The 25,741-nt window shown below is 70.8% G+C and carries 25 protein-coding genes; 12 read left to right on the top strand and 13 right to left on the bottom strand.

Features of this window, described 5'->3' with window-relative positions:
- Positions 1-714 carry an ABC transporter permease gene (locus ACIP89_RS21240; protein WP_401923950.1) on the bottom strand — a complete coding sequence of 238 codons (714 nt, stop codon included), beginning with the start codon at positions 712-714 and terminating at the stop codon, positions 1-3.
- A gap of 131 nt (positions 715-845) precedes the next feature.
- On the opposite strand from ACIP89_RS21240, the gene ACIP89_RS21235 reads away from it, so the two are divergent.
- The gene (locus ACIP89_RS21235; protein WP_401923952.1) at positions 846-2,048 is read left to right on the top strand and encodes a betaine/proline/choline family ABC transporter ATP-binding protein; all 1,203 of its coding nucleotides are present in this window, start codon (positions 846-848) and stop codon (positions 2,046-2,048) included.
- A gap of 15 nt (positions 2,049-2,063) precedes the next feature.
- On the opposite strand, the gene ACIP89_RS21230 is transcribed toward ACIP89_RS21235, so the two are convergent.
- Positions 2,064-3,185 carry an alpha/beta hydrolase gene (locus tag ACIP89_RS21230; RefSeq protein WP_402116127.1) on the bottom strand — a complete coding sequence of 374 codons (1,122 nt, stop codon included), beginning with the start codon at positions 3,183-3,185 and terminating at the stop codon, positions 2,064-2,066.
- Between the two features lie 139 nt (positions 3,186-3,324).
- Between ACIP89_RS21230 and ACIP89_RS21225 the strand changes: the two genes are divergently transcribed.
- From ACIP89_RS21225 to ACIP89_RS21200, 6 genes are all read left to right on the top strand, one after another.
- Positions 3,325-5,166 carry a phosphatidylglycerol lysyltransferase domain-containing protein gene (locus ACIP89_RS21225; RefSeq protein WP_401923958.1) on the top strand — a complete coding sequence of 614 codons (1,842 nt, stop codon included), beginning with the start codon at positions 3,325-3,327 and terminating at the stop codon, positions 5,164-5,166.
- Positions 5,167-5,324: 158 nt separating this feature from the next.
- Positions 5,325-6,122 carry a dihydropteroate synthase gene (gene folP / locus ACIP89_RS21220; protein ID WP_401925146.1) on the top strand — a complete coding sequence of 266 codons (798 nt, stop codon included), beginning with the start codon at positions 5,325-5,327 and terminating at the stop codon, positions 6,120-6,122.
- Positions 6,119-6,601, top strand: a complete 483-nt coding sequence (locus ACIP89_RS21215) for a nuclear transport factor 2 family protein (RefSeq protein ID WP_401923961.1) — start codon at positions 6,119-6,121, stop codon at positions 6,599-6,601. Before folP ends, ACIP89_RS21215 begins: the two co-directional genes overlap by 4 nt.
- A gap of 211 nt (positions 6,602-6,812) precedes the next feature.
- Positions 6,813-7,172, top strand: a complete 360-nt coding sequence (gene folB / locus ACIP89_RS21210) for a dihydroneopterin aldolase (RefSeq protein ID WP_024493348.1) — start codon at positions 6,813-6,815, stop codon at positions 7,170-7,172.
- Positions 7,169-7,780: a 2-amino-4-hydroxy-6-hydroxymethyldihydropteridine diphosphokinase gene (gene folK, locus ACIP89_RS21205; protein WP_401923964.1), complete on the top strand. Its 612-nt coding sequence runs from the start codon at positions 7,169-7,171 to the stop codon at positions 7,778-7,780. The genes folB and folK overlap by 4 nt, the downstream gene beginning before the upstream one ends.
- 73 nt (positions 7,781-7,853) lie before the next feature.
- On the top strand, positions 7,854-8,330 hold the full coding sequence (locus ACIP89_RS21200) for a DUF3180 domain-containing protein (protein WP_402116126.1): 477 nt from the start codon (positions 7,854-7,856) through the stop codon (positions 8,328-8,330).
- A gap of 37 nt (positions 8,331-8,367) precedes the next feature.
- On the opposite strand, the gene ACIP89_RS21195 is transcribed toward ACIP89_RS21200, so the two are convergent.
- From ACIP89_RS21195 to dacB, 7 genes are all read right to left on the bottom strand, one after another.
- Entirely contained in the window at positions 8,368-8,505 is a 138-nt protein-coding gene (locus tag ACIP89_RS21195) for a hypothetical protein (RefSeq protein ID WP_401923968.1), read from the bottom strand.
- A gap of 192 nt (positions 8,506-8,697) precedes the next feature.
- The gene (gene folE, locus ACIP89_RS21190; RefSeq protein ID WP_401933197.1) at positions 8,698-9,303 is read right to left on the bottom strand and encodes a GTP cyclohydrolase I FolE; all 606 of its coding nucleotides are present in this window, start codon (positions 9,301-9,303) and stop codon (positions 8,698-8,700) included.
- 148 nt (positions 9,304-9,451) lie between these two features.
- Positions 9,452-11,479 (bottom strand): ATP-dependent zinc metalloprotease FtsH, encoded by a 2,028-nt coding sequence (gene ftsH / locus ACIP89_RS21185; protein WP_401923973.1) that lies wholly within the window; start codon positions 11,477-11,479, stop codon positions 9,452-9,454.
- A 196-nt stretch (positions 11,480-11,675) separates the two neighbouring features.
- A complete protein-coding gene (hpt, locus tag ACIP89_RS21180; RefSeq protein WP_037777945.1) occupies positions 11,676-12,215 on the bottom strand; it encodes a hypoxanthine phosphoribosyltransferase in 540 nt (179 codons plus the stop codon).
- 97 nt (positions 12,216-12,312) lie between these two features.
- A complete protein-coding gene (gene tilS, locus ACIP89_RS21175; RefSeq protein ID WP_401923976.1) occupies positions 12,313-13,404 on the bottom strand; it encodes a tRNA lysidine(34) synthetase TilS in 1,092 nt (363 codons plus the stop codon).
- A gap of 201 nt (positions 13,405-13,605) precedes the next feature.
- Positions 13,606-14,739: a zinc-dependent metalloprotease gene (locus ACIP89_RS21170; RefSeq protein ID WP_401923979.1), complete on the bottom strand. Its 1,134-nt coding sequence runs from the start codon at positions 14,737-14,739 to the stop codon at positions 13,606-13,608.
- A 53-nt stretch (positions 14,740-14,792) separates the two neighbouring features.
- The gene (gene dacB / locus ACIP89_RS21165) at positions 14,793-16,289 is read right to left on the bottom strand and encodes a D-alanyl-D-alanine carboxypeptidase/D-alanyl-D-alanine-endopeptidase (RefSeq protein ID WP_402116124.1); all 1,497 of its coding nucleotides are present in this window, start codon (positions 16,287-16,289) and stop codon (positions 14,793-14,795) included.
- 86 nt (positions 16,290-16,375) lie between these two features.
- On the opposite strand from dacB, the gene ACIP89_RS21160 reads away from it, so the two are divergent.
- Both ACIP89_RS21160 and ACIP89_RS21155 read left to right on the top strand, forming a co-directional pair.
- Positions 16,376-16,870, top strand: a complete 495-nt coding sequence (locus ACIP89_RS21160) for an inorganic diphosphatase (RefSeq protein ID WP_024491916.1) — start codon at positions 16,376-16,378, stop codon at positions 16,868-16,870.
- 201 nt (positions 16,871-17,071) lie between these two features.
- A complete protein-coding gene (locus ACIP89_RS21155) occupies positions 17,072-18,790 on the top strand; it encodes a threonine/serine exporter ThrE family protein (RefSeq protein WP_402116123.1) in 1,719 nt (572 codons plus the stop codon).
- 69 nt (positions 18,791-18,859) lie between these two features.
- Here the strand turns inward: ACIP89_RS21155 and ACIP89_RS21150 are convergent, their stop codons facing one another.
- Complete coding sequence (locus tag ACIP89_RS21150) at positions 18,860-19,567, bottom strand: DedA family protein (RefSeq protein WP_401933205.1); 708 nt, start codon at positions 19,565-19,567, stop codon at positions 18,860-18,862.
- Between the two features lie 149 nt (positions 19,568-19,716).
- Here ACIP89_RS21150 and ACIP89_RS21145 point away from each other — a divergent pair, with 149 nt between their 5' ends.
- The 3 genes from ACIP89_RS21145 (at position 19,717) to ACIP89_RS21135 (ending at position 23,127) form a co-directional block, all read left to right on the top strand.
- Positions 19,717-20,082, top strand: coding sequence for a YbjQ family protein (locus ACIP89_RS21145; RefSeq protein WP_383784439.1), 366 nt, complete (start codon positions 19,717-19,719; stop codon positions 20,080-20,082).
- Positions 20,083-20,332: 250 nt separating this feature from the next.
- Positions 20,333-21,607 (top strand): ion channel protein, encoded by a 1,275-nt coding sequence (locus tag ACIP89_RS21140; RefSeq protein WP_402116121.1) that lies wholly within the window; start codon positions 20,333-20,335, stop codon positions 21,605-21,607.
- A 98-nt stretch (positions 21,608-21,705) separates the two neighbouring features.
- Positions 21,706-23,127, top strand: a complete 1,422-nt coding sequence (locus ACIP89_RS21135) for a glutamate decarboxylase (protein WP_401923991.1) — start codon at positions 21,706-21,708, stop codon at positions 23,125-23,127.
- 96 nt (positions 23,128-23,223) lie between these two features.
- Here the strand turns inward: ACIP89_RS21135 and ACIP89_RS21130 are convergent, their stop codons facing one another.
- From ACIP89_RS21130 to ACIP89_RS21120, 3 genes are all read right to left on the bottom strand, one after another.
- A complete protein-coding gene (locus tag ACIP89_RS21130) occupies positions 23,224-24,009 on the bottom strand; it encodes an ABC transporter permease (protein ID WP_401923993.1) in 786 nt (261 codons plus the stop codon).
- Complete coding sequence (locus ACIP89_RS21125; protein WP_402116165.1) at positions 24,006-24,953, bottom strand: ATP-binding cassette domain-containing protein; 948 nt, start codon at positions 24,951-24,953, stop codon at positions 24,006-24,008. The genes ACIP89_RS21130 and ACIP89_RS21125 overlap by 4 nt, the downstream gene beginning before the upstream one ends.
- Positions 24,954-25,030: 77 nt before the next feature.
- Positions 25,031-25,672, bottom strand: a complete 642-nt coding sequence (locus tag ACIP89_RS21120; protein ID WP_402116120.1) for a PadR family transcriptional regulator — start codon at positions 25,670-25,672, stop codon at positions 25,031-25,033.
- Between the last annotated feature and the right edge of the window lie 69 nt (positions 25,673-25,741).

Below are 25,741 nucleotides of genomic sequence, written 5' to 3'. Positions count from 1 at the left end.
TCAGACCGCCTTCGCCGTACCGGCCGCTTCCACGGCTCCGCGGGTCCTTGATATGCGCGTCCACGGGGTCAGCAGCCGCTGCACGCAGAGCAGCAGCAGGTCCGCGACGACCGCGAGCAGTACGCAGAGCACCGAGGCGGCCAGCACCTGGGCCTTGAAGAAGCTCGGCAGGGCGTCGTCGATGAGGTTGCCGAGACCGCCCCGGCCGACGATCGAACCGATGGTCGTCAGCGCGATCGTGGAGACCGTGGCAATGCGTATTCCGGCCATCAGCGCGGGCATCGCGAGCGGCAGCTCCACCTCCCACAGCAGCCGGGCGGGCCCGTAACCCATGCCGCGAGCGGCCTCCTTCGCCTCCTCGGGGACCGCTTCCAGGCCCGCCAGGATGTTCCGCACGAGAATGGTCAGCGAATACAGCACCAGCCCGGTGACGACCAGCGCCGCGGAGAGCCCGAAGAGCGGCAGCAGCAGCGAGAACATCGCGAGCGACGGCACGGTGTAGAGCACCGTGGTCAGCCCGAGCACCGGTCCGGCGAAGCGCCGGCTGCGGCGGGCGAGCAGGGCCAGCGGGAATGCCACGGCGACCCCGATCGCCACCGAGACCGCGGTGATCCAGATGTGCTGGACCGTGGCGTCGGTCAACTCCTGGCTGCGGGAACGGAGATACTCCCCGCAGATCCAGTCGTTCGTCACCAGGCAGTTCTGTGCGGCCATCTTGTCCCCCACCTCCCGATCGCCCACTCGTACTGATGTCCGGCGAGCCTATCCTCGACCACTGACAATCACGGAAGCCGTTGTATTCCAGCAACATGTCCTTCACAAAACACGCGCCACAATGGGGAACCATGATCCGTTTCGAGCACGTCACCAAGCGGTATGCGGACGGCACCACCGCCGTCGACGACCTTTCCTTCGAGGTCGCCGAGGGTGAACTCGTCACGCTCGTCGGGCCATCGGGGTGCGGCAAGACGACCACCATGAAGATGGTGAACCGGCTGATCGAACCGACCGAGGGCCGGATATTCCTCGACGGGGACGACATATCGGCCATCGACCCCGTCCAGCTGAGGCGCCGCATCGGCTACGTGATCCAGCAGGTCGGGCTGTTCCCGCACCGGACGGTCCTCGAAAACACCGCTACTGTGCCCCATCTCCTGGGCTGGAAACGCGGAAAGGGCCGTGAACGCGCCGCGGAACTCCTCGACCTGGTCGGACTCGATCCTTCCGTTTATGGCGACCGATATCCGGAACAGCTGTCCGGAGGTCAGCGCCAACGCGTGGGCGTGGCACGGGCGCTGGCGGCCGACCCGCCGGTACTGCTGATGGATGAGCCTTTCGGCGCGGTGGACCCGGTCGTCAGGGAACGGCTGCAGAACGAATTCCTCAAGCTTCAGGCGCAGGTCCGCAAAACAGTGCTGTTCGTCACGCACGACATCGAGGAGGCGGTCCGCCTCGGGGACCGCATCGCCGTCTACGGACAGGGCTCGATCGAGCAGTTCGACTCACCGGCCACCGTGCTCGGCGCCCCCGCCACCGGATATGTCGCGGACTTCGTCGGCGCCGACCGAGGGCTCAAGCGGCTCTCCGTCACCCCCATCGAGGAGAGCGACCTCGACCAGCCGCCGGTCGTCCACCTCGACGACCCGCTGGCCACGGCGACCGAACGGCTGCGGGCGGAGGGCGCGCGCTGGGCCGTCGTACTGGACGGCGACGACCATCTGCACGGCTGGATCCCGGCCGGCGACGCGCTCACCGCCACCAAGGGCACGATCCGCGAGCACGCCCGCCGGATGGAGGCCTGGCTGCCCGTCGGCGCCCCGCTCAAGCAGGCCTTCGCCACCATGCTCCAGCACGACGCCGGCTGGATCGCGGTCATCGACGAGGACAGCGCGGGCCGGTTCCTCGGCGTGCTCACCCCGGCCCGCCTGCACGAGGCGCTGCGCCGCTCGATCGACGCGGACGACCGGGCCGTGCCACGCGCGGAGGTGGCGGTGGAGAGCGTCGCGAGCGTTTCGGGCGGAACCGGGACCGGGGCCGCGGGCAGGTGAGGCGCCGGAGCCGGTTCAGTTCTCGCTGAGCCGGCTGCTCAGCCACACCAGGGCGGCGGGGATCTCCCGGCGCCAGGTGTTGAAGTTGTGCCCGCCGCTGCCGAGCACGATCGACGAGGCCTGCGCCGGCGATTTCACCTTGGCCAGGAACTTCTTCGTGTCGGCGTAGTTCTCCTCGCCGTGGCGGGAGGTCGTCACCAGGAAGGACGAGTCGGGCATCGGCCGGTGGTCCAGGGTCCACAGCAGGTCCGCGTGGTCCCGGGCCTCCTGGTCGCCGTGGAAGAGGTCGCCGGTCGTCGGGTCCTCCGCCGCCTTGTAGTACGCGGAGAGTCCCGCGCTCGCCGTGAACCGGTCCGGGTGGTGCAGCCCGATCTTCAGTGCGCAGTAGCCGCCGGTCGAGTTGCCGATGATGCCCCAGTTGCGGGCGCGGCCACCCACCCGGTAGGCGGCCGAGACCGCGTGCGGCAGATCCCGCGCGAAGAACGTCTCGGTCTGCGGTCCGTCCTTTATGTCCACGCACTCGGTGTCCCGGGGCGGTGCCAGGGTCGGCCGCAGCATCACCAGGATCATCGGCTGCGACCGCCCGGCCTTCACCTGATCGAGTGCCGTACGCGGGTAGCGCAGCCCCTTGAGGAGGTTCTCCGAAGTGCCCGGGTAGCCCGTGAGCACCACCACCGCGGGGAACTTCCGCCGGGCGTACGCCGGCTGGAAGTACTCCGGCGGCAGGTACACGTACGCCGAGCTCTCGATCCCGGAGTGCCGCCCCGCGATCACCACCTTGTCGATCCGGCCTCCCCTGGTGGCCAGCGAACCGCCCGGCACGTCGGGCCGCTGCGTACCCACCCGGACGATGTTCTTCGCGGCCAGGGTCCCGGCGGCGTTGTCGGTGACCACACCCAGATCCTGCTTCTGGCCGAACAGGTCCGCCCAGGAGCCGTAGAAGAGGAACGTGTTGTTGGCCATCAGGCCGACCGAGGCGAAGACCGCCACCTGGGTCGCCAGGAGCAGGCCGACCCTGCCGAACACCATGGGGACGCTCCGCCGGGCGAACCTCGGCCAGAGCCAGATCGTGACGGCGAACAGCACGACGGCCAGCGTGATCGCCAGGATCAGCACTGCCTTGCCGGTAAGGCCCATGACGATTGAACTTTCTGTCTGGAAATTTCCCGGATACGGGTGAACCCTCCGCCCGGAAGGCTCGTCCTAGAGGTCGCACAGCGTCCGCCGGGCTCCGGCCGACGTACTCCACACATCTCACGCGGAACCACGGGAAGCGATGTCTGTCACGCTAGATGGGGATAAATCGGTATCGGTTCCGAATAGCGCACGCAAGTTCGTGCGCGGACCGCGACCAGAGACCGTACCGGTGCTCGTCGGCACCGCCTGCACCGTAGTCGGCCTGATCGACGTCGCCTCCGGGGTCTTCCCCCGCTTCCGCCACAGCCGGATGCACACCCTCGCCGAGGTCCTGCCCGGCGCCCTCGGCCCCTTCGCCGCCGCGCTCTCGCTGAGCGCCGGCGTCCTGCTGCTGCTCCTGGCCCACGGCCTCAAGCGGCACAAGCGACGGGCCTGGCGGGCGGCCGTCGTACTGCTCCCGGCCGGTGCCCTGTCGCAGTTCCTCTACCGGCACTCGGTGCTGGGCGCGGTCGTCTCCCTGACGCTCTGCTATCTGCTGGTACGCCACCGGAGTGAGTTCGCGGCGCTCCCCGACCCGCGCAGCCGCTGGCGGGCCCTGGCCAACTTCGTCCTGCTCGGCGCGGGTTCGATCGGCCTCGGCCTGGTCATCGTCAGCGTCCACCCCGGCCGGCTGGTCGGGAACCCCAGCATCGCCGACCGGCTCCAGCACGTGCTGTACGGCCTGTTCGGCTTCGAGGGCCCGGTCGAGTACGCCGGTGTCACCTCCTGGACCGTGGCCTACTCGCTCGGCGCGCTCGGCCTGCTGACCGCCGTCACCACCATCTACTTCGCGTTCCGCCCCGAACATCCCGCCGCCCGCCTCACCGAGGACGACGAGGTCCGGCTGCGCGCGCTGCTGGAGCGGCACGGCCGCCGCGACTCGCTCGGCCACTTCGCGCTCCGCCGCGACAAGGCCGTGGTGTTCTCCCCCAGCGGCAAGGCCGCCGTCTGCTACCGCGTGGTCTCCGGGGTGATGCTGGCCAGCGGCGACCCGATCGGCGACGTGGAGGCCTGGCCGGGCGCCATCGAACGGTTCATGGACGAGGCCAGGGCCCACTCCTGGACGCCGGCCGTGATGGGCTGCGGCGAGACCGGCGGCGAGGTCTGGACCCGCGAGACCGGACTCGACGCCCTCGAACTCGGGGACGAGGCGGTGGTGGACGTCGCGGATTTCTCCCTCGCCGGACGGGCGATGCGCAACGTACGCCAGATGGTGAAGCGCATCGAGCGCGGCGGCTACGAGACCCGCGTCCGGCGCGTGGCTGACATCGGTGAGACCGAGCTCGCCCGCATCCGGCGGGCCGCAGCCGACTGGCGCGGCACCGACAACGAGCGCGGCTTCTCCATGGCGCTGGGCCGGATCGGTGACGCCGCCGACGGGGACTGCTTCATCGCCACCGCCCACAAGACCGACGAACAGACCTCCGAATCCCCGTACGGCGACCTGAAGGCCGTGCTCCACTTCGTCCCCTGGGGCACCGACGGCATGTCCCTGGACCTCATGCGCCGCGACCGCGCCGCCGACCCCGGGATGAACGAACTGCTGATCGTCGCCTCCCTCCAGGCCGCGCCCCGGCTCGGCATCACCCGCGTCTCGCTGAACTTCGCGATGTTCCGCTCCGCGCTGGCCCGCGGCGAGAAGCTCGGCGCCGGACCGGTGCTGCGCGTCTGGCGCGGCCTGCTGATCTTCCTGTCGCGCTGGTTCCAGATCGAGTCGCTGTACAAGTTCAACGCCAAGTTCCGGCCCCGCTGGGAGCCCCGGTTCGTGGTCTACCGCACCGCCCGCGACCTGCCCCGGATCTCGCTGGCCGCGATGCAGGCCGAGGGCTTCGTCAGCTTCGCGCTGCCCCGCCCGCTGGCCCGCCGACTGCCGTCGGGCGGGCGGCGGCCCTGTGAGCACACCCGCCCCTCCGTACCGGAGCAGGGCGTCCACCCGGCGTGAGGGGCCCGTCACGGGCCCAGGGCCCGTCGTCGGACCGCCGTCCGCCGCGCTCCGGGCGACGACGGCAGTCCGACGACAGGCCCTAGGCTGGTCGTATGAGTACGTTGCGTGGACGAGGCACGGTCCAGGGCCTGCCGGAGTGGGACCGCTGCGCGGTCATGGGGGTCGTCAATGTGACCCCCGACTCCTTCTCCGACGGGGGCCGCTGGTTCGACACCACGACGGCCGTCAAGCGCGGTCTCGACCTGGTGGGCGAGGGGGCCGACCTGGTCGACGTCGGCGGTGAGTCGACCCGTCCCGGAGCCAGCCGGGTGGACGAGTCCGAGGAGCTGCGCCGGGTCGTCCCGGTGGTCCGCGGACTCGTCTCCGAAGGGGTCACGGTCTCCGTGGACACCATGCGGGCCCGGGTCGCGGAGCAGGCCGTCGAGGCGGGCGCGGTCCTCATAAACGACGTGAGCGGCGGGCTCGCCGACCCGGACATGGTCCCGGTCGCCGCCGCCGCCGGGGCGCCCTTCGTCGTCATGCACTGGCGCGGCTTCAGCGACACCATGAACAGCCGGGCGGTGTACGGGGACGTCGTCGCCGAGGTCGTCGAGGAGCTGCGGGCCCGGCTGGACGCCGTGGTCTCCGGCGGTGTCGCCCCCGAACGCATCGTGATCGACCCCGGCCTCGGCTTCGCCAAGGACGCCGGCCACGACCTCTCGCTCATCGCCGGGCTGGACGCCCTGCACGCCCTGGGCCGTCCGCTGCTCGTCGCCGCCTCCAGGAAGCGGTTCCTGGGCCACGTACTGGCCGGGCCGGGCGCCGCCCCGCCGCCCGCCCGCGAACGCGACGCGGCCACCGCCGCGGTCTCCGCGCTCGCCGCCCGCTCCGGCGCCTGGGCCGTCCGGGTCCACGAGGTACGGGCCACCGCCGACGCCGTACGCGTCGCCCGCGCCGTCGAGGGAGCCGCGTGAACGAGTCGCGGGACGAGCACGCGGACGCGGCCGCCGACATCGAGGCGGTCGAGCTGGCCAACACCGCCTTCTACGAGGCGATGGAGCGCGGGGACCTCGACGAGCTCACCGGGCTCTGGCTGCCCGGCGACGACCTCACCGTCTCCTGCGTCCACCCGGGCTGGCCGGTGCTCACCGGCCGCGGCGAGGTGCTGCGCAGCTACGCGCTGATCATGGCGAACACCGAGTACATCCAGTTCTTCCTGACCGACGTGGGGGTCTCCATGACGGGCGACACCGCCCTGGTCACCTGCACGGAGAACATCCTCAGCGGCGGCCCCGCGGAGGAGGGCAGCTCGCTGGGGCCGCTGGTGGGCCAGCTGGTGGTCGCCACCAATGTGTTCCGGCGCACTCCCGACGGCTGGAAGCTCTGGTCCCACCACGGCTCGCCCGTACTGGCCGAAACCGATGAGGAGGAGGACGAAGAGTCCTCCTCCTGAATGGGTAGAACCCCGGTGGAGGACCGAACAGCGACTCCCCGGGATTGGAATCGGGCACATCGGGGTATCTGCGGCTACCCGGCCCCGTGCGGTCCGCCGCGGGCCCCACAGGCGAGTGCTGTCGGTGCCCGCAGGTAGATTCCCACGAGGGCAGGACGTCGCCCGCACGCGGCCCGTGCCCCTACGACCAACAACAGCAGGAGTGATTCGCGTGGATCGTGTCGCGCTGCGCGGCCTCAAGGCCCGTGGGCACCATGGCGTCTTTCCCCGGGAACGGGAAGAGGGGCAGACGTTCATCGTGGACCTGGTGCTGGGCCTCGACACCCGCCCCGCGGCAGCCGCCGACGACCTGACGAAGACCGTGCACTACGGCGTGGTCGCGGAGGAGGTCGTCGATGTCGTCAAGGGCGAGCCGGTCGATCTGATCGAGACGCTCGCGGAGCGCATCGCCCAGCAGTGCCTCAAGCACGAAGGCGTCGAGGAGGTGGAAGTTGTGGTGCACAAGCCGGATGCGCCCATCACCGTCCCCTTCGACGACGTCACCATCACCATCACCCGGAGCCGAGCATGACTGCATTTTCCACCGAGGGGCAGAGCGACCCGACCGTACAGCCGGTTCCCACCTCCGTGGTCGAACAGGTGGACGCCGCGGACATCACCCTCTCCAACCCCAAACGCGCCGTGATCTCCCTGGGCTCCAACCTCGGCAACCGCCTGGAGACCCTCCAGGGCGCCATCGACGCCCTGGAGGACACCCCCGGCCTCCGGGTCAAGGCGGTCTCCCCGGTGTACGAGACGGAGCCCTGGGGCGTCGACCCCGGCTCGCAGCCCTCGTACTTCAACGCGGTCGTCGTCGTGAAGACCACGCTGCCCCCGTCCTCCCTCCTGGAGCGCGGCCAGGCCATCGAGGAGGCCTTCGACCGGGTCCGCGAGGAGCGCTGGGGCCCGCGCACGATCGACGTCGACATCGTGGCGTACGCCGATGTGGTCTCCGACGATCCGGTGCTGACCCTCCCGCACCCGCGGGCCCGCGAGCGCGCCTTCGTCCTCGCCCCGTGGCACGACGTGGATCCGGCGGCCCAACTGCCCGGCGTCGGCCCGGTCGCCGATCTGCTGGCCGGTGTCGGCCGCGGCAGCGTACTGCCCCGGGCCGACCTGGAACTCCGGCTGCCCGAGTAGTCGTTAGGCTCTGGGGAACAGCAGGAATGATCACGGCGGCACGGATCACAGGCGGCGAAGGGCGGCTCACCCGGTGAAGCAACTACGGCTCGGAGTACTGGCGGGCCTCTTCGCCGCCGCCGGGGTGCTGTCCTGGGGCGGCGCCCGCCTCTGGGACTCTTTCGGCACCCTGCCGAGCGTGCCGCTGGCCGCCCCCATCGTGCTCGCTGTGATCGCCGTCGTCCTGCTGGCGACGGCGCTCTCCATCCGCTCCCGGCTGCGCGCCCAGCGTGAGCGCCGGCCGGGCGCGAAGGGCGTCGAGCCCCTGATGGCGGCACGCGCCGTGGTCTTCGGCCAGGCCAGCGCCCTGGTCGTCGCCCTGGTCGCCGGGATGTACGGCGGCGTCGGCGTCTTCCTGCTCGGCTCCCTCGACATGCCGGCCCGCCGCGACCAGGCGATCTACGCCGGCTTCGCGGTCCTGGCCGGCCTCGCGGTGATAGCGGCCGCCCTCTTCCTGGAACGCGTCTGCAAGCTCCCGGACGACGAGGACGACAACAAGAACGCGGCGTAGCCGACCCCCGGCACTCGGCCTGTCTCAGCCGCCCGTCTCACCACATCTGGCGGACGAGGTGTCCATTGATCAGCAAGGCCGGGTACGGGTCGAGCCGGTAGCTGGAGAACGTGAACGGCTTGGCGGCCGCCGTTCGCTCGCGCACTTCGCCGACCTCGGCCCATGACGGTTCCATCGGTTGCACAGCATGCTGCTCGGACCGGAAGGTTCCACGAGCGGCCCAGTCGTCGATGACGACAGGTGCGATGCGATCGCTCGCGCCCGCCGACCGAATTGACCGTCTGCCTGCTGGGTGCCCCCACGGCACTCCTCCTGAATCCCACAGCCATGCGCCATTCAGGAGGACGACCCGGCACTGACAGTCCGGCTACCTCGCCAGAATCAGACTCATCGCCTCGGCGCGGGTGGAAGCGTCGCGCAACTGACCGCGCACCGCCGACGTCGTCGTCTTCGCACCGGGCTTGCGGATACCCCGGACAGACATGCACATGTGCTCGGCCTCGATGACCACGATCGCGCCACGCGCCTCCAGGATGCGCATCAGCGAGTCCGCGACCTGTGTGGTCAGCCGCTCCTGAACCTGCGGACGGCGTGCGAAGACATCGACAAGGCGCGCGAGCTTGGACAGCCCGGTGATCTTGCCGCTCTCCGCCGGGATGTACCCGACGTGCGCGACTCCGTGGAAGGGGAGCAGATGATGCTCACAGAGGCTGACGATCTCGATGTCCTTCACCAGGACCATCTCGTCGTGGCCCAGGTCGAATGTGGTCGTGAGGACGTCCTCCGGCTCCTGCCACAGACCGGCCAGGATCTCCTGGTACGCCCGTGCCACCCGCCCCGGGGTCTCCCGCAGCCCTTCTCGGTCCGGGTCCTCCCCCACGGCGATGAGGAGCTCGCGTACGGCCGCCGCCGCCCGCTTCTCGTCGAACTCACCGATCGGATTCTGGCCGTCGAGCGTCACCGGGTCGGTCATCTGTGCCTCGTTCCTCTGAACTGTCAGCTGCGTGGACATTCGCGCAGATATACGAAAGCCGCGCCCCCACAGGCTAAAACCTGGAGGACGCGGCTTCCATTCCGGGCCCGTCCGAACCCCTGTGACGGGGGTCGCACGGGTCCGGTACCTAGCTCTCGGGACGATCCTCGGGGATCGACTCGGTGGCCGGGACGATGTCCGCGACCGGGGAGCCGTTCGCCGTGGTGGCGCCGTTGGTGAGGGCGAGCTCCTTCGGGGAGAGCACCGGCGGCCGGGTGGACGGCGTGCGCCGGGCGGACCCGGTCCACGCCGGACGGGCCGGACGCTTGACGATCGGAGCGAAGATCTCCGCGATCTCCGCCTTGCCGAGGGTCTCCTTCTCAAGGAGCTGGAGAACCAGTGCGTCCAGAACGTCTCGGTTCTCGACCAGGATCTCCCACGCGTCGTTGTGCGCGCTCTCGATGAGCTTCTTGACCTCTTCGTCGACCAGCGCGGCGACCTCTTCCGAGTAGTCGCGCTGGTGGCCCATCTCGCGGCCCACGAAGGGTTCGGTGTTGTCGCCGCCGAACTTGATCGCGCCGAGCCGCTCCGTCATGCCGTACTGCGTGACCATCGCGCGGGCCGTTGCGGTGGCCTTCTCGATGTCGTTCGCAGCGCCGGTGGTCGGATCGTGGAAGACCAGCTCCTCGGCCGCGCGCCCGCCCAGCATGTAAGCCAGCTGGTCGAGCATCTCGTTGCGCGTCGTGGAGTACTTGTCCTCCTCCGGGAGCACCATCGTGTAACCGAGGGCGCGGCCGCGGGAGAGGATCGTGATCTTGTGGACCGGGTCCGACTGAGGTGAGGCCGCCGCGACCAGGGCGTGTCCGCCCTCGTGGTACGCGGTGATCTTCTTCTCCTTCTCGGACATGATCCGGGTCCGCTTCTGCGGACCCGCCACGACGCGGTCGATGGCCTCGTCGAGCATGTTGTTGTCGATCAGCTTCAGGTTGCCGCGCGCCGTGAGGAGCGCCGCTTCGTTCAGCACGTTCGACAGGTCGGCACCGGTGAAGCCGGGCGTACGACGGGCAACGGCGCCGAGATCGACGTCCGGTGCGACCGGCTTGCCCTTCTGGTGGACCTTGAGGATCTCCAGCCGGCCGATCATGTCCGGCCGGTCGACCGCGATCTGCCGGTCGAAGCGGCCCGGACGCAGCAGCGCCGGGTCGAGGATGTCCGGCCGGTTCGTGGCGGCGATCAGGATCACGCCGCCCTTCACGTCGAAGCCGTCCATCTCGACGAGCAGCTGGTTCAGCGTCTGCTCGCGCTCGTCGTGACCGCCGCCCATACCGGCACCGCGGTGCCGGCCGACCGCGTCGATCTCGTCGACGAAGACGATCGCCGGGGCGTTCGCCTTGGCCTGCTCGAAGAGGTCGCGCACCCGGGAGGCACCGACACCGACGAACATCTCGACGAAGTCGGAACCGGAGATCGAGTAGAACGGGACGCCCGCCTCGCCGGCGACGGCGCGTGCGAGCAGCGTCTTGCCCGTACCGGGAGGCCCGTACAGCAGGACACCCTTGGGGATCTTGGCACCGACGGCCTGGAACTTCGCCGGCTCCTGGAGGAACTCCTTGATCTCGTAGAGCTCCTCGACCGCCTCGTCCGAGCCCGCCACATCGGCGAACGTCGTCTTGGGGGTGTCCTTGGTGATCAGCTTGGCCTTGGACTTGCCGAACTGCATGACCTTGGAGCCGCCACCCTGCATCTGGTTCATCAGAAACAGGAAGACGACCACGATGAGGACGAAGGGCAGCAGCGAGAAGAGGATCGAGACGAACGGGGACTGCTTCGACGGCGAGACGGTGTAACCCTTCTCGATGTCACCGCTCTCGAACTTCTTCTGCAGCGTGTCGGCCAGCTCGACGCCTTGGTTGCCGATGTAGCTCGCCTGGAACTTGCTGCCGGACTCGCCAGAGAGCTTCTGGCCGTCCTTCATCTCGATCTTGAGGATTTGATCGTCACCGGTGGTGAGCTTGGCCTGCTCCACCTGGTTCTTACTGATCGCCTGGATCACCTTGCCGGTGTCCACCGTCTTGTAGCCGCCGGACGAGCCGACGACCTGCATCAACACGACCACGGCGAGGACGGCCAGCACGATCCACATGACCGGCCCACGGAAGTATCGCTTCACGTCCATCCATACGGAGCGAAGTCGCCCCGTCCCTCCTGCCCGTAGGTAAATGCTGCGTGTGAGTAAAGACTGTTCTTCGGACGGTACCCCAGCATTGTCACCGACGACCGCCGGGGACGTCTGTCAAACCCGCCTTCGAAGGCTCAACGGCGGGAAATCCGTGAGGGTTCCCCGGAGTCGGTGCGGGTTGCGCGGGTCCTGGTCAGCCGCCGTAGACGTGCGGGGCGAGCGTGCCGACGAAGGGGAGGTTGCGGTACTTCTCCGCGTAGTCGAGCCCGTAGCCGACGACGAACTCGTTGGGGATGTCGAACCCGACCCACTTGCAGTCGAGCGCGACCTTCGCCGCGTCGGGCTTGCGCAGCAGGGTGCAGATCTCCAGCGAGGCGGGCTCGCGCGAGCCCAGGTTCGACATCAGCCAGGACAGGGTCAGACCGGAGTCGATGATGTCCTCGACGATCAGGACGTGCTTGCCCTTGATGTCGGTGTCGAGGTCCTTGAGGATCCGGACGACACCGGAGGACTGGGTGCCCGCCCCGTACGAGGAGACGGCCATCCAGTCCATGGTGACGGGGGTGGACAGGGCGCGCGCCAGGTCCGCCATGACCATCACCGCGCCCTTGAGGACACCGACGAGGAGCAGGTCCTTGCCCGCGTACTCCGCGTCGATCTTCGCGGCCAGCTCGACGAGCTTCGCGTCGATCTCTTCCTTGGTGAGGAGCACCGACTGAAGGTCGGTACCCATGTCCTTCTCGTTCACCCGCGTCTCTTTCTTTGCCTGCCGGCCCGGGTGGTGTCCCGGACCTGCGCGGCCGCTCGCCTGCATGTCAGCCGCTTGTGCGTCAGCTCTGCCGAATCACCAGTCTGCCACCCTGGCGCAGGGCTTCGACGCGGCCGGGCAGGTTGATGGCCTGCTGGCCGCGCCAGCCGGTGATGAGGCGGTCGACTTCCTCGATGTGGCGGGCGAAGAGCGAACCGGCCGGGGAGCCCGCCTCTATGGCCGCCCGGCGCAGGACCCGGCGGCGGACGGCGGGCGGCAGGACGCAGAGCTTGGCGCACTCCAGGCGGCCCGCTTCGTCGCGTACGTCACGGTCGGCCTCCGCAGCCCAGGTGTCCAGGGCGTCGGCGTCGTCGCGGGAGAGCTGTGCGGTACGGGCGAGGGCCTCGACGACTCCTTTGCCCAGCGCCTTCTCCAGGGCGGGCAGTCCCTCGTGACGCAGCCGGGAGCGGGTGTAGGCGGGGTCGATGTTGTGCGGGTCGTCCCAGACCGTCAGGGACTGGACCAGGCAGGCCTTGCGGGCGGTCTGCCGGTCGAGCTGGAGGAAGGGGCGGCGGTAGCGGCCCGCCGGGCCGGACGCGGCGGCCATGCCGGAGAGGGAGCGGATGCCGGAGCCGCGGGCGAGCCCCAGCAGCACCGTCTCCGCCTGGTCGTCGCGGGTGTGGCCGAGCAGGACGGCGGCCGCGCCGTGGCGTTCGGCCGCCGCGTCCAGTGCGGCGTAGCGGGCGTCTCGGGCGGCGGCCTCGGGTCCGCCGTCGTGGCCGACCCGCACCGCGACGGCCTCGACCGGGTCGAGCTCCATGGCGGTGAGGCGGCCGACGACCTCGGTGGCCCGGGTGTCGGAGCCGTCCTGGAGGCCGTGGTCGACGGTGATGCCGCCGGCCCTGACGGGGAGTTTGCGGGCCTCGAAGGCGAGGGCGGAGGCGAGCGCCATGGAATCGGCGCCACCGGAGCATGCCACCAGCACCAGAGGGGTATCGGGTCGTTCGGGAAGTGCGGCGCGCCGCCGGCCGGCGCCGGCTTCGGCGAGCTCGGGGTGCGGGGCGCGTCCGGCGTGCGGAGCTCGTTCGGTCTGTTCGGCGAAGTCGGTGATGACGTCGTGGAGTACGCGGCGGACCGCCAGGCGTATCGCCGCGACCGCAGGATGGGGACCCATGTCCGGTGCCCTTCGTGAAGTTTCGGAGGGGAGCCTCGGAGTGCCGGGACAGGAAAGAGTGCCGTCACTCAGAGTGCGTCGATGGTGACAGAGCAATGCCGTTCAACGAGCATTGCACGCCTTCCCATGCCCCTACGGTCCCTCGGATGGGTGATTACCGGCGCGTTCGACCGTGGCCGCGAGCCCCTGTTCGCGCCGTGATCATGACTCTGCCTTACGGTGCACCCTCGCGATCCAGTCCGCCGGCTTCGCGATCTCCGCCTTGGTCGGCAGGGTGTTGGGCGAGGTCCAGACCCGGTTGAAGCCGTCCATGCCGACCTCGTCGACCACGGCGCGCACGAACCGCTCGCCGTCCCGGTACTGGCGCAGCTTCGCGTCGAGGCCCAGGAGCTTGCGCAGCGCCTGGTCGAGCCGGCTCGCGCCGCGTGCCCTGCGCTGCTGGAACTTCTCCCGGATCTCCCCTACGGAGGAGACGACTTCGGGGCCGACGCCGTCCATCACGTAGTCCGCGTGCCCCTCCAGCAGGGACATCACCGCGGTGAGCCGGCCGAGGATCTCGCGCTGGGCGGGTGTCTGCACGACCTCGACGAGGCTGCGTCCGCCGTCCTCGCCCTCCTCGCCCTCCGGCCGGCCGCCGGCCAGCGACTGGGCTGCCTCGCGGAGCCGTTCCAGCAGGGTCATGGGGTCGACGTCGGTCTCGTCCAGGAATGACTGGATCTCGCCCTGCAGATGGTCGCGGAGCCAGGGCACCGCGGTGAACTGGGTGCGGTGGGTCTCCTCGTGGAGGGCCACCCAGAGGCGGAAGTCGTGCGGGTCGACCTCCAGTTCCCGTTCGACGTGGACGATGTTCGGGGCGACGAGCAGGAGCCTGCCGCCGCCGTCGGCCGAGGCCGGGAGGTCGCGGGTGGCGGGGGCGAACGTCTCGTACTGGCCGAGGACCCGGGAGGCCAGGAACGACAGCAGCATCCCCACCTCGACCCCGGTCACCTTGGAGCCGACCGCGCCGAGCACCGCGCCGCCCGCACCGCCGCCGCGGCGTTCCTCCATCTTGTCCAGGAGAGGACGCAGCAGTTCGCGGAAGCCCGCGACGTTCGCCTTGATCCAGCCGGCCCGGTCGACGACCAGGACGGGGGTGTCCTCCGGTTCGGTCCCTTCCGGGATCATCCGGGTGAAGGCGCGGACGTGTTCCTCCGCGGCCTTGGCATGCCTGCGCAGCTCCGCGACGACCTCGCGGGCCTCCTCGCGGCTGATCTCCGGCCCCGGCCGGACAAATCGGGTCGCGGTCGCAACCGCGAGCTTCCAGTCGACCATCCCCGCACCACCGATGCTCGTCATGCGTCAACCGTACGTGCTCGGTCCCCGGACCGAACGGCGAATGGGGGGTGCCGTCAGTGCTTGCCGGCGGCCAGGGCGGTGGCGAGCGAGTCGAGGGCGGACTGGGCCGCGGACGGGTCCGTGGTGCCCGATGCCAGGAAGGCGAACGCGAGCAGCCTGCCGCGCGGGTCCACGACGGTGCCGGCGAGGGTGTTGACGCCGGTGAGGGTGCCCGTCTTGGCGCGGATCAGGCCGGTGCCGCCGGACTTCGTCGTGTAGCGGCCGCTCAGCGTGCCGCTGAAGCCGGCCACCGGGAGTCCGGAGAGGACGGAGCGCAGTTCGGGGTGGTCGGGATCGGCCGTACGGGCGAGCAGTCCGGCGAGCAGCGCGGCGGTGACCTTGTCGTGGCGGTCGAGTCCGCTGCCGTCGGCGAGGACCACTCCCTTGAGCGGCAGTTCCAGCTTCTTCAGCTGGGCGGTGACCGCCCGTCGGCCGCCGGCGAAGTCCGCCGGTTCGCCCGCGGCCAGCGCGGTCTGCCGGGCGAGCGCCTCCGCGATGTCGTTGTCGCTGTTGGTCAGCGCCCGCTCGATGAGCCCGGACAGCGGGGCGGAGAGGTGCTTGGCGACGGGACGGGACTTCGCGGCCGCCCGGCCCGCCTCCGGCCCGGACCGGGTGCCGACACCGGCCTTGTCCAGCAGTTCGCCGAAGGCGTCGGCGGCGTCCCGGGCGGGGTCCGTACTGCGCTGGGCGGGTCCGCTCACGGTGTCGTCGAGGCGGCCCTCGTTGACCATCAGGGCGCTCAGCGGGGCGATGTTCTCGTTGGGGCCGATCGGGTGGAGTGCCGGCCCGGAGTAGCCGGAGGTGTCGTACCGGAGCCGGACCTCGTGGACGCCGGCGGCCTTGACGGCGCGGGCGGTGTCCGCGGCCAGGGTGCGCAGCGCCGGCCGGTCGAGGGTGGGATCGCCGCCGCCGACCAGGGTGACGGTGCGGGAGTCCGCGGAGGTCCGCACGGTGGTGGGGATGCGGTGGTCGGGGCCGAGCGCGGTCAGGGCCGCGACGGTGGTGGCGATCTTGACCGTGGAGGCCGGGGTCATGGGGGCGTCGGCCCCCTTGCCGTACAGCCGCCTGCCGGTGGCGGTGTCGATGACGACGGCGCTGCGCCGGGTGCCGAGCGCGGAGTCCTTCAGCAGGGGGTCCAGTACGGGGGCGAGTCCGGCCGCCGCGCCGTCCTGGGTGTCCGGGGCGGGCCGCTGCGCGGCGGTGCCGAGCGCGGCGAGCACGGCGGGGGCGCTGGGTGCGGGGGCCGGTCCGGCGGGCGCCTCGGGGTCGTGATGTGCGCCACCCGTGCCGTCCCGGGCGGCGGCCCAGTCCTGCTCGGCCTTACGCTGACCCGAGTCCCAGGGACCGGCGGCAAGGACGACGCCGGCTGCGAGCGCCAGGCCGAGGGCGGCGGAGACGGCCGTGAACTGCCAGTTGCTCAGCCCGTTCCGCAGGCCGAGGTGGTTCTTCAGGGCCACCCCGTTCAGCTTGCCGAACGGATTGACCGACGGTCTTTTCACCGGATCGCCCACCGTTGACCAGCCCCTTTCGCGAGCACACATCTCCGTGAGGGACACTTAACCATCAGTCGTATGTGTTGATCATGGAGGAGCCACCCGTGGAGTTCGACGTCGTTATCGAGATTCCGAAGGGTTCGCGGAACAAGTACGAGGTGGACCACGAGACCGGCCGGATCCGTCTGGACCGTCGGCTCTTCACCTCGACCAGTTACCCGGCGGACTACGGTTTCGTCGAGAACACCCTCGGCGAGGACGGCGACCCGCTGGACGCGCTGGTCATCCTGGAGGAGCCGACCTTCCCCGGCTGCCTCATCAAGTGCCGCGCCATCGGCATGTTCCGGATGACGGACGAGGCCGGCGGCGACGACAAGCTGCTGTGCGTGCCGGCCTCCGACCCCCGGGTGGAGCACCTGCGCGACATCCACCACGTGTCGGAGTTCGACCGCCTGGAGATCCAGCACTTCTTCGAGGTCTACAAGGACCTGGAGCCCGGCAAGTCCGTCGAGGGCGCCGACTGGGTCGGCCGCACCGAGGCCGAGGCCGAGATCGAGAACTCGTACAAGCGCCTTGAGGCGCAGGGCGGCGCGCACTGACGTTCCGTTCGCGGTTCCGGCTCACGGTTCCGTTCGCGCTCTGTTCGCGGTTCCGTTCGCGGTTCCGCTTGTGCATCTGCTCCAGCGACGGGCGGCACACCTTCACCGGTGTGCCGCCCGTTTCGCGTGGCCGTCCATCTCCGCGGCCATACTGGGCAGGAGCGCTACAGAAGATGCGCAGCCCGATGAAGAGAGAGGTCAGTGGTGGCGGAACCGGGCGGTCCCGAGGACCAGAAGCCCCAGTCCGACGAGGCACGCAGCGCGTTCTCCCAGCCCGCCGGGGTGGGGAGGTCGGCTTCGCCGTCCGAGGAGGACCACCCGACGTCGGAATTCGCCCTTCCGGCCGGTCTGACGCCTGAGCCGCAGGGTTCCGGCGGCTCCTCGGGCACGGGTTCCGCTTCAGGTTCCGGAACGGCCTCGGGCCCGGGCTCGGACACGATCGGCTCCGCCTTCGCGCCGCCGCGCACCTACAGCGCCCGGGACTCCCCCGCCTTCACGCCCGCGCACGGCATCCCGATGATCCGGCTGACCAAGGAAGCGCCCTGGCAGGACCGGATGCGCACGATGCTGCGGATGCCGGTGGCCGAGCGCCCGGCGCCCGAGCCGGTCCAGAAGCACGACGACGCGGGCCCCGCGGTGCCGCGCGTGCTCGACCTGACGCTGCGTATCGGGGAGCTGCTGCTGGCCGGCGGCGAGGGCGCGGAGGACGTCGAGGCGGCGATGTTCGCCGTGACCCGCAGCTACGGGCTGGACCGCTGCGAGCCGACCGTCACCTTCACGCTGCTGTCGATCTCGCACCAGCCCTCGCTGGTCGACGACCCGGTGACGGCGAGCCGTACCGTGCGCCGTCGCGGCACCGACTACACCCGGCTGGCCGCGGTCTTCCGGCTCATCGACGACATCACCACGGAGGAGGGCGAGGTCTCGCTGGAGGAGGCCTACCGGCGCCTGGCGGAGATCCGCAGGAACCGGCATCCGTACCCCGGCTGGGTGCTCACGCTGGCCGCCGGCGGGCTGGCGGGCGCGGCATCGGTGCTGGTCGGCGGTGGCCCCGTGGTCTTCCTGATCGCGGCGCTCGGCGCGATGCTCGGGGACCGGCTGGCCTGGCTGTGTGCCGGGCGCGGGCTGCCCGAGTTCTACCAGTTCGTGGTGGCGGCGATGCCGCCCGCCGCGCTGGGGGTGGCACTGACCCTGACCCACTGGTCGGACGTACGGCCGTCCGCGGTCATCACCGGTGGGCTGTTCGCGCTGCTTCCGGGGCGGGCCCTGGTGGCGGGGGTGCAGGACGGTCTGACCGGCTACTACATCACCGCGGCCGCGCGGCTGCTGGAGGTCATGTACTTCTTCATCGGGATCGTCGCGGGTGTGCTGCTGGTGCTCTACGGGGGCCTTCAGCTGGGCGCCCAGCTGAACCCGGAGGAGCGGCTGATCTCGCACGACCGGCCGTGGCTCCAGATCCTGGCCTCGATGCTGCTGAGTCTGGCCTTCGCGATCCTGCTCCAGCAGGACCGGTCCACGGTGCTGGCGGTGACCCTGAACGGCGGTGTGGCCTGGGTGATCTTCGGGGCGATGGCCCGGACGGGCGAGATCTCGCCGGTGGCGGCCACCGCGGTGGCGGCCGGCCTGGTGGGGCTGTTCGGTCAGCTGTTCTCGCGGTACCGCTACACGTCCTCGCTGCCGTTCATCACGGCCGCGATCGGCCCGCTGCTGCCCGGTTCCGCGACGTACTTCGGTCTGCTGGGCATCGCGCAGAACGAGCTGGACCGGGGCCTCGCCTCACTGTCGACCGCGGTGGCGACGGCCGGGGCCATCGCCATCGGGGTGAACCTGGGAAGCGAGATCTCCCGGCTGTTCATGCGGGTGCCGGGCGCGATCGGCGGCGCGAACCGCCGCGCGGCCAAGCGGACGCGCGGCTTCTGAGGCGCGGATGGGCTCCCGGGGACGAGCCCGGCGCGGGGAGCCGCCCGTCAGGGGCTCCGCCGGACCCCGTCAGCGCTTGGCGTGGCGGCCGCGGCGCCCGGTGCCGCCCCCGGCGGCCGGGTCCTGGCCCTCGTCGTCCCGCGTGGCCGCTTCCTTCTTCGACTTGCCGCGGGCGCGCAGGAACTCGATGCCGATCGGCACCACCGAGATCAGCACGATCAGGATGAGCATCGCTTCGATGTTCTTGTGCACGAATTCGATCTTGCCCAGGACCGCGCCCAGGACCGTCACCCCGACGCCCCAGATGATGCCGCCGATGATGTTGAACGTGATGAACGAGCGGTAGTTCATCCGGCTCACACCGGCGATGATCGGGGTGAACGTGCGCACGATGGGCACGAAGCGGGCCAGGATCAGCGACTTCGGCCCGTACTTCTCGAAGAACTCGTGGGCCTTCTCGACGTTCTCCTGCTTGAAGAGGCGGGAGTCGGGCCGGTTGAAGAGCGAGGGGCCGACCTTGCGGCCGAAGAGATAGCCCACCTGGTCGCCGATGATCGCCGCCAGGGCGACCAGGACGCAGACCAGCCACAGCGGATTGTGCAGCTTGTCCGTCGTCACCAGCAGGCCCGTGGTGAACAGCAGGGCGTCTCCGGGCAGGAAGAACCCGATCAGCAGCCCGGACTCGGCGAAGACGATGACCAGCACACCGATCAGTCCGAACTCACCGATGAGATAGTCCGGGTCCAGCCAGCTCGGTCCGAGCGCAAGCGTATTCAAGGGTCCGGGCTCCAGGATGTGGTGGATGACGGCTGCGTGGCCGCCCAAAGCTATCAACGCAACGGAGCGCCTCCGGGTTCCACTGGCCCCCGTGGAGATGCACACCGGGCGAACCGGGGCAAAACTCGGTCCCAGGAGGTGCCACACCCATGGGCATTGAGGATTACGGCGGCGGCCAGACGGCACAGGCCGATGTGCTGATCGTCACCACGAACGACGTGCCGGGCCACCAGGTGACCCAGGTCATCGGTGAGGTGTTCGGCCTGACCGTGCGGTCCAGGCACCTCGGCAGCCAGATCGGCGCCGGGCTGAAGTCCATGATCGGCGGCGAGCTGAAGGGGCTGACCAAGACGCTCGTCGAGACCCGCAACCAGGCCATGGAACGACTGGTGGAGCAGGCGAGGGCGCGGGGCGCCAACGCGGTGCTGATGATGCGCTTCGACGTGTCGGAGGCCGCCGACGTGGGCACCGAGGTCTGCGCGTACGGCACGGCCGCGGTGATCAGCAGGCTCTGAACGCCTTACGGGGACGGGCCGTCCCGCACCCCGTCTCCGTAACGGGATCGGTGACCGCGCCTGCGTCCTGACGCGGCGTGAGGTGCAAACCGGACATGGCGTGAGGCGCGGCGGCCCCGGCGTGAGGTGCGCCCGCGACGTGGCGTGAGGCGCGGCGGGCCCCGGCGTGATGTCAGGTGCGAGTCCGAAAGGGAGCCACACCGCGCCCTTTTGGCAGGTTATAGGGCTTTTGCCTCGCTATGGTGAGCCGATGTCCACCGATTCCGTTGTCTCCGCCGAACCGACCCCCGCCCGCAGGCTGCTGCCGCTCCTCGTCCCCGCGCTCACCGTCGGAGTGGCCTCGGCCCTCGTACTGCTCGGGGTCAGCCTGCTCGCGGACCGGTTGCAGGACGTGCTCTGGGAGACGCTGCCCGACGCGCTGTCGATCGGCCGGTACTCCTCGCTGTGGATGATCGTGATGCTCACGGCGATCGGGCTGGTGGCCGGGCTGGTCATCCGGGCGGTGCCCGGCCGGGCCGGTCCCGATCCGGCGACCATGGGCCTGGTCGATCCGCCGCTGCCGCCCGGTGTCGTGCCGGGGCTGCTGCTGGTCACGGTGGTGGCGCTGGCGGGCGGGGTCAGCCTGGGCCCGGAGAACCCGATCACGGCGGCGAACATCGCGCTGGCCTTCTGGGCCGGCCGCCGGTTCGCGCCGGGCGCCCCGGCCGAGCTGTGGGTGTCGCTCGCCGCGGCGGGCACCATCGGCGCGCTGTTCGGCACACCGATCGCCGCCGCGCTGATCCTCACCGAGTCGCTGGCCTCGAAGCCGGGGCCGGGCGCGCTCTGGGACCGGCTGTTCGGGCCGCTCGCGGCCGGTGCGGCCGGGTCCCTCACCATGACGCTGGCCGCCCACCCCAGCTTCGACCTCTCGCTGCCCGACTACACCCACACGCACTGGGGCGACCTGCTCGCCGCCGTCGTGATCGCCGCCGCGGGGGCGGTGCTGGGACTGGCGGCGGTGTACGCCTTCCCGTACGCGCACCGCGCGTTCCGCGCCCTGCCCCATCCGGTCCTCGCGCTGACCCTGGGCGGGCTGCTGCTCGGACTGCTCGGCGCCCTGGGCGGGCATCTCACCCTGTTCAAGGGGCTGGACGAGGTGAAGGAGCTGGCCGCGGACCCGGACGGCTGGTCGGCGGGGCGGTTCGCGCTCATGGCCGTGGTGAAGACCGCCGCCCTGCTGATCGCGGCGACCTGCGGTTTCCGGGGCGGGCGGATCTTCCCGGCCGTGTTCTCCGGCGTCGCGCTGGGCCTGTGCGCCCATGCCCTGGTCGGCGGGGTGCCGGTGGCCGTCGCGGTGACGTGCGGGGTGCTCGGGGTGCTGCTGGCCGTCACCCGGCAGGGCTGGCTCAGCCTGTTCACGGCCGCGGTGCTGGCCTCCGACATGAACCTGCTCCCGCTGCTCTGCGTCGCCACGCTGCCCGCCTGGCTGCTGGTGACGGGGCGTCCGCAGATGCAGCTGAAGGAGGACGGCACACCGCTGCGCTGACCCGGGCGGACCCGCCCGGCGCGCCGGACGACCGGAATATCCGTATGGTCGGATTCGTACGGCCTCGCGGCCAGGAACCGACGAAGGGCAGGCCGGCGATGCCGCTCCACCAGGGCTCATCCCGCAGCGAACCGTCCGCGGAGCAGCGCAGGCTGGCCCTCAACCCGTTCTTCGGGGAGGCCGATCCGACAGCCGGGATGGAGTCGGCGCCACCCCGGCACAAGCTGCCGGACGGCGCGCTGCCGCCCGCCACCGCGTACCGGCTGGTCCACGACGAGCTGATGCTCGACGGGAACTCGCGGCTCAACCTCGCCACCTTCGTCACCACCTGGATGGAACCCCAGGCCGGGGTGCTGATGGGCGAGTGCCGCGACAAGAACATGATCGACAAGGACGAGTACCCGCGCACCGCCGAGCTGGAACGGCGCTGCGTGGCGATGCTCGCGGACCTGTGGAACGCCCCCGACCCCGCGACGGCGGTGGGCTGTTCGACGACCGGCTCCAGCGAGGCCTGCATGCTGGCCGCCCTCGCGCTGAAGCGCCGCTGGGCCATCCGGAACGCCGACCGCTATCCGGCGACCGCCCGGCCCAATCTGGTCATGGGCGTGAACGTGCAGGTCTGCTGGGACAAGTTCTGCACGTTCTGGGAGGTGGAACCGCGCCTGGTCCCGATGGAGGGCGACCGCTTCCACCTCGACCCGCAGGCCGCCGCCGACCTCTGCGACGAGAACACCATCGGCGTCGTCGGCATCCTCGGCTCCACCTTCGACGGCTCCTACGAGCCCATCGAGGAACTCTGCGCCGCCCTCGACGCCCTCCAGGAGCGCACCGGCCTGGACATCCCCGTCCATGTGGACGGCGCGTCCGGAGCGATGGTGGCGCCGTTCCTGGACGAGGACCTGGTCTGGGACTTCCGGCTCCCCCGGGTCTCCTCGATCAACACCTCGGGGCACAAGTACGGGCTGGTCTACCCGGGTGTCGGCTGGGCGCTGTGGCGCTCGCCCGCCGAGCTGCCGGAGGAGCTGGTCTTCCGGGTCAACTACCTGGGCGGCGACATGCCGACGTTCGCACTGAACTTCTCCCGGCCCGGCGCACAGGTGGTGGCGCAGTACTACACCTTCCTGCGGCTGGGCCGGGAGGGCTACCGGGCCGTGCAGCAGGCGTCCCGGGACGTGGCCCGCGGCCTTGCCGAACGCATCGAGGCCCTGGGCGACTTCCGCCTCCTCACCCGGGGGGACCAGCTGCCCGTGTTCGCGCTGACGACCGCGCCTGAGGTGACGGCGTACGACGTCTTCGACGTGTCCCGGCGGCTGCGCGAGCGGGGCTGGCTGGTTCCCGCGTACACCTTCCCGGCCAACCGCGAGGATCTGTCGGTGCTGCGGATCGTGTGCCGCAACGGCTTCTCCTCCGACCTCGCGGAGCTGCTGCTGGAGGACCTGCGGCTGCTGCTGCCCGAACTGCGGGCGCAGGACCATCCGTTGAGCCGGGACCACGGGGCGGCGACGTCGTTCCACCACTGAGCCGGCGCCGGTCGCCACCCATACGCGACGGCACCGGTCCCGGCCGGCCGCCGGTGCCGGCCTCGAAGACCGGCCGGACCGGATCCGCCCGGCAGCTCAGTGGCTGAGCCGCGCGAACCGCCGTACCGCCAGCGGGAAGAACACCGCCAGCAGCGCCAACGGCCAGAGCACCGCGAGGAGTCCGGCATGGGCGGCGGCCCAGGAGTCCCCGCCGCCGCCCGGGTTGCCGAACAGGCCGCGTACCGCCGTGGCCGTCGCCGACATCGGGTTCCACTCGACGACCGCGCCCAGCCACCCCGGCATCGACTCCGGCGCCGCGAACACGTTGGAGAGGAAGCCGACCGGCCAGACCAGGATCTGCACCGCCTGCACCATCTCCGGCCGCCCGGCCACCAGCGCCAGCAGGATGCCGAGCCACAGCATCGCGAACCGCAGCAGCAGGAGCAGCCCCACCGCCCCCAGCGCCGCGGCCGCCCCGTCGTGCCACCGCCAGCCCATCGCGTACCCCACCGCTCCCATCACCGCGAGCGCGGCCACCGACTGGAGCATGTCCGCGACGGACCGGCCGACCAGTACCGCGCCGGAGGCCATCGGCATCGAGCGGAACCGGTCCACGACCCCCTTGTCCAGGTCCTGGGCGACCGCGAGCATCGTCGACTCCAGGCCGAAGGCCATGGTGAGCGCGAGCATGCCGGGCACCAGGTACTCGGCCGGGTCGCCCTCGACGCCCCGGCCGCCGCCGACCAGGTAGTTGAACATCAGCAGGAGCATCACGGGGAAGACCAGCCCCACGACGGCCTGCACCGGCTGCCGCGCCCAGTGCGCCAGTTCGCGCCGGGTCATGGTCCAGGAGTCGGCCACCGCCCAGCCCGCCGCGCTCATGCCGCGGCCTCCACGCCGTCGGGCCCGTGTCCGGTCAGGGAGAGGAACACCTCGTCCAGCGTCGGGCGGCGCAGCGCGATGTCCTCCGCCTCGATGCCCGCCTCCGCCAGCACCCGTACGGTCCGGGTGAGCGTCGCCATCCGGTCGCCGGCCGGTGCGCCGGCCAGTCTGCGGTCCCGGTCCAGCACCGCGCCGCCGGGCAGCAGTCCGGCCGCCCGGTCGAGATCCGCCGCGTCGCGGACGACGACGTCGATCCGGTCGCCGCCCACCCTCGCCTTGAGCTCGTCGGCCGTGCCCTCCGCGGCCACCCGTCCGCCGTCGATCAGCGAGATACGGTCCGCGAGCTGATCGGCCTCCTCCAGATACTGGGTGGTCAGCAGTACGGTCGTGCCGCCGCCGACCAGGGAGCGGACGGCCGCCCACACCTCGGCCCGGCCGCGCGGGTCGAGCCCGGTCGTCGGCTCGTCCAGGAAGAGCACCTCCGGGTCCGTGATCAGCGAGGCGGCCAGGTCGAGCCGGCGCCGCATACCCCCGCTGTACGCCGCGACCGCCTTGCGGCCGGTGTCCGCGAGGCCGAACCGCTCCAGCAGCTCGTCCGCCCGGACACCCGCCCGGCGTGCGCCCAGGTGGTACAGCCGTCCGAACAACTCCAGGTTCTGCCGGCCGCCGAGCCGCTCGTCGACCGCCGCGTGCTGCCCGAGCAGCCCGATCCGGCGCCGGACCTTGCCCGCCTCCCGCCGTACGTCGTACCCCGCCACCCGCGCCCGGCCCCCGTCGGGCCGCAGCAGCGTGGACAGGATGCGGACCGCGGTGGTCTTTCCCGCGCCGTTGGGGCCGAGCACCGCGTGCACCGTGGAGCGGGCGACCGCGAGATCGAGGCCGTCCAGGGCCCGCTTCGCGCCGTACCGCTTGTGCACTCCTTCGACGACGATCGCGTCGGTCAAAATCGCCACACCCTCTCGTAGTCAAACTTGACTAGCGAGGGAAAGGTAACCGCTCGCACCGCATTCGTCAAACTTGATTAGTGAGCGTCCCCGGGATCGGCCACACCGGTCGCGTACGGGTTCTCCTCGCCCTCGGCCAGTACGCCGACGAAGGGCTCGCCCTCACCAGCGAAGGTGTAGGCGCCGCGCTCGATCCGGGCGATCAGCCCGCGCGTCCACTCGGCGCCCGCGTCCGCCGAGTGCACCCACATGTTCATGATCTCGCCGATGTGGCCGATCGACTCGGGGCCCGCCTCCGGCGTGTAGAACTCGGTGACCGACGTCCGCCACCTGGCCAGGCCCGCCACCCGCTCCTTCAGCAGGGACACCGCCTCCGACCGCTCCAAGTCGACGATGCCGCCCAGTCCCGCCGAGAGCACGTCCAGCTTCTGGTCGTACGAGGTGAGCGCCGCGCGCAGCAGCGTGAAGTACTCCGCGTCGCCCTGTTCGGTGATCTCGTACTCGGTGCGCGGCGGGCCGCCTGCCGTGCTCGGGGCGACCTCGTGGGCGATCAGGACGCCCTGCTTCGCCATCTGCTTCAGTGCGTGGTAGATCGAGCCCGGCTTGGCGCTCGACCACTCGTGGGCGCCCCAGTACTCAAGGTCGTTGCGGATCTGATAGCCGTGCGCCCGGCCGTGCTGCCGTACGGCACACAGGACCAGCAGCCGGATCGCGGACATACCCACACACCTCTCTACTCAACTTTGATGAGAGTAGCGGTGCGTGATCCGGACCGGGAAAACGCTCCG

The sequence above is a fragment of the Streptomyces sp. NPDC088730 genome (genome assembly GCF_044751215.1).
Lineage (GTDB): Bacteria > Actinomycetota > Actinomycetes > Streptomycetales > Streptomycetaceae > Streptomyces.
Note: the sequence above shows the minus strand (reverse complement) of the source record. Positions and strands in the feature narration are given on the sequence as shown.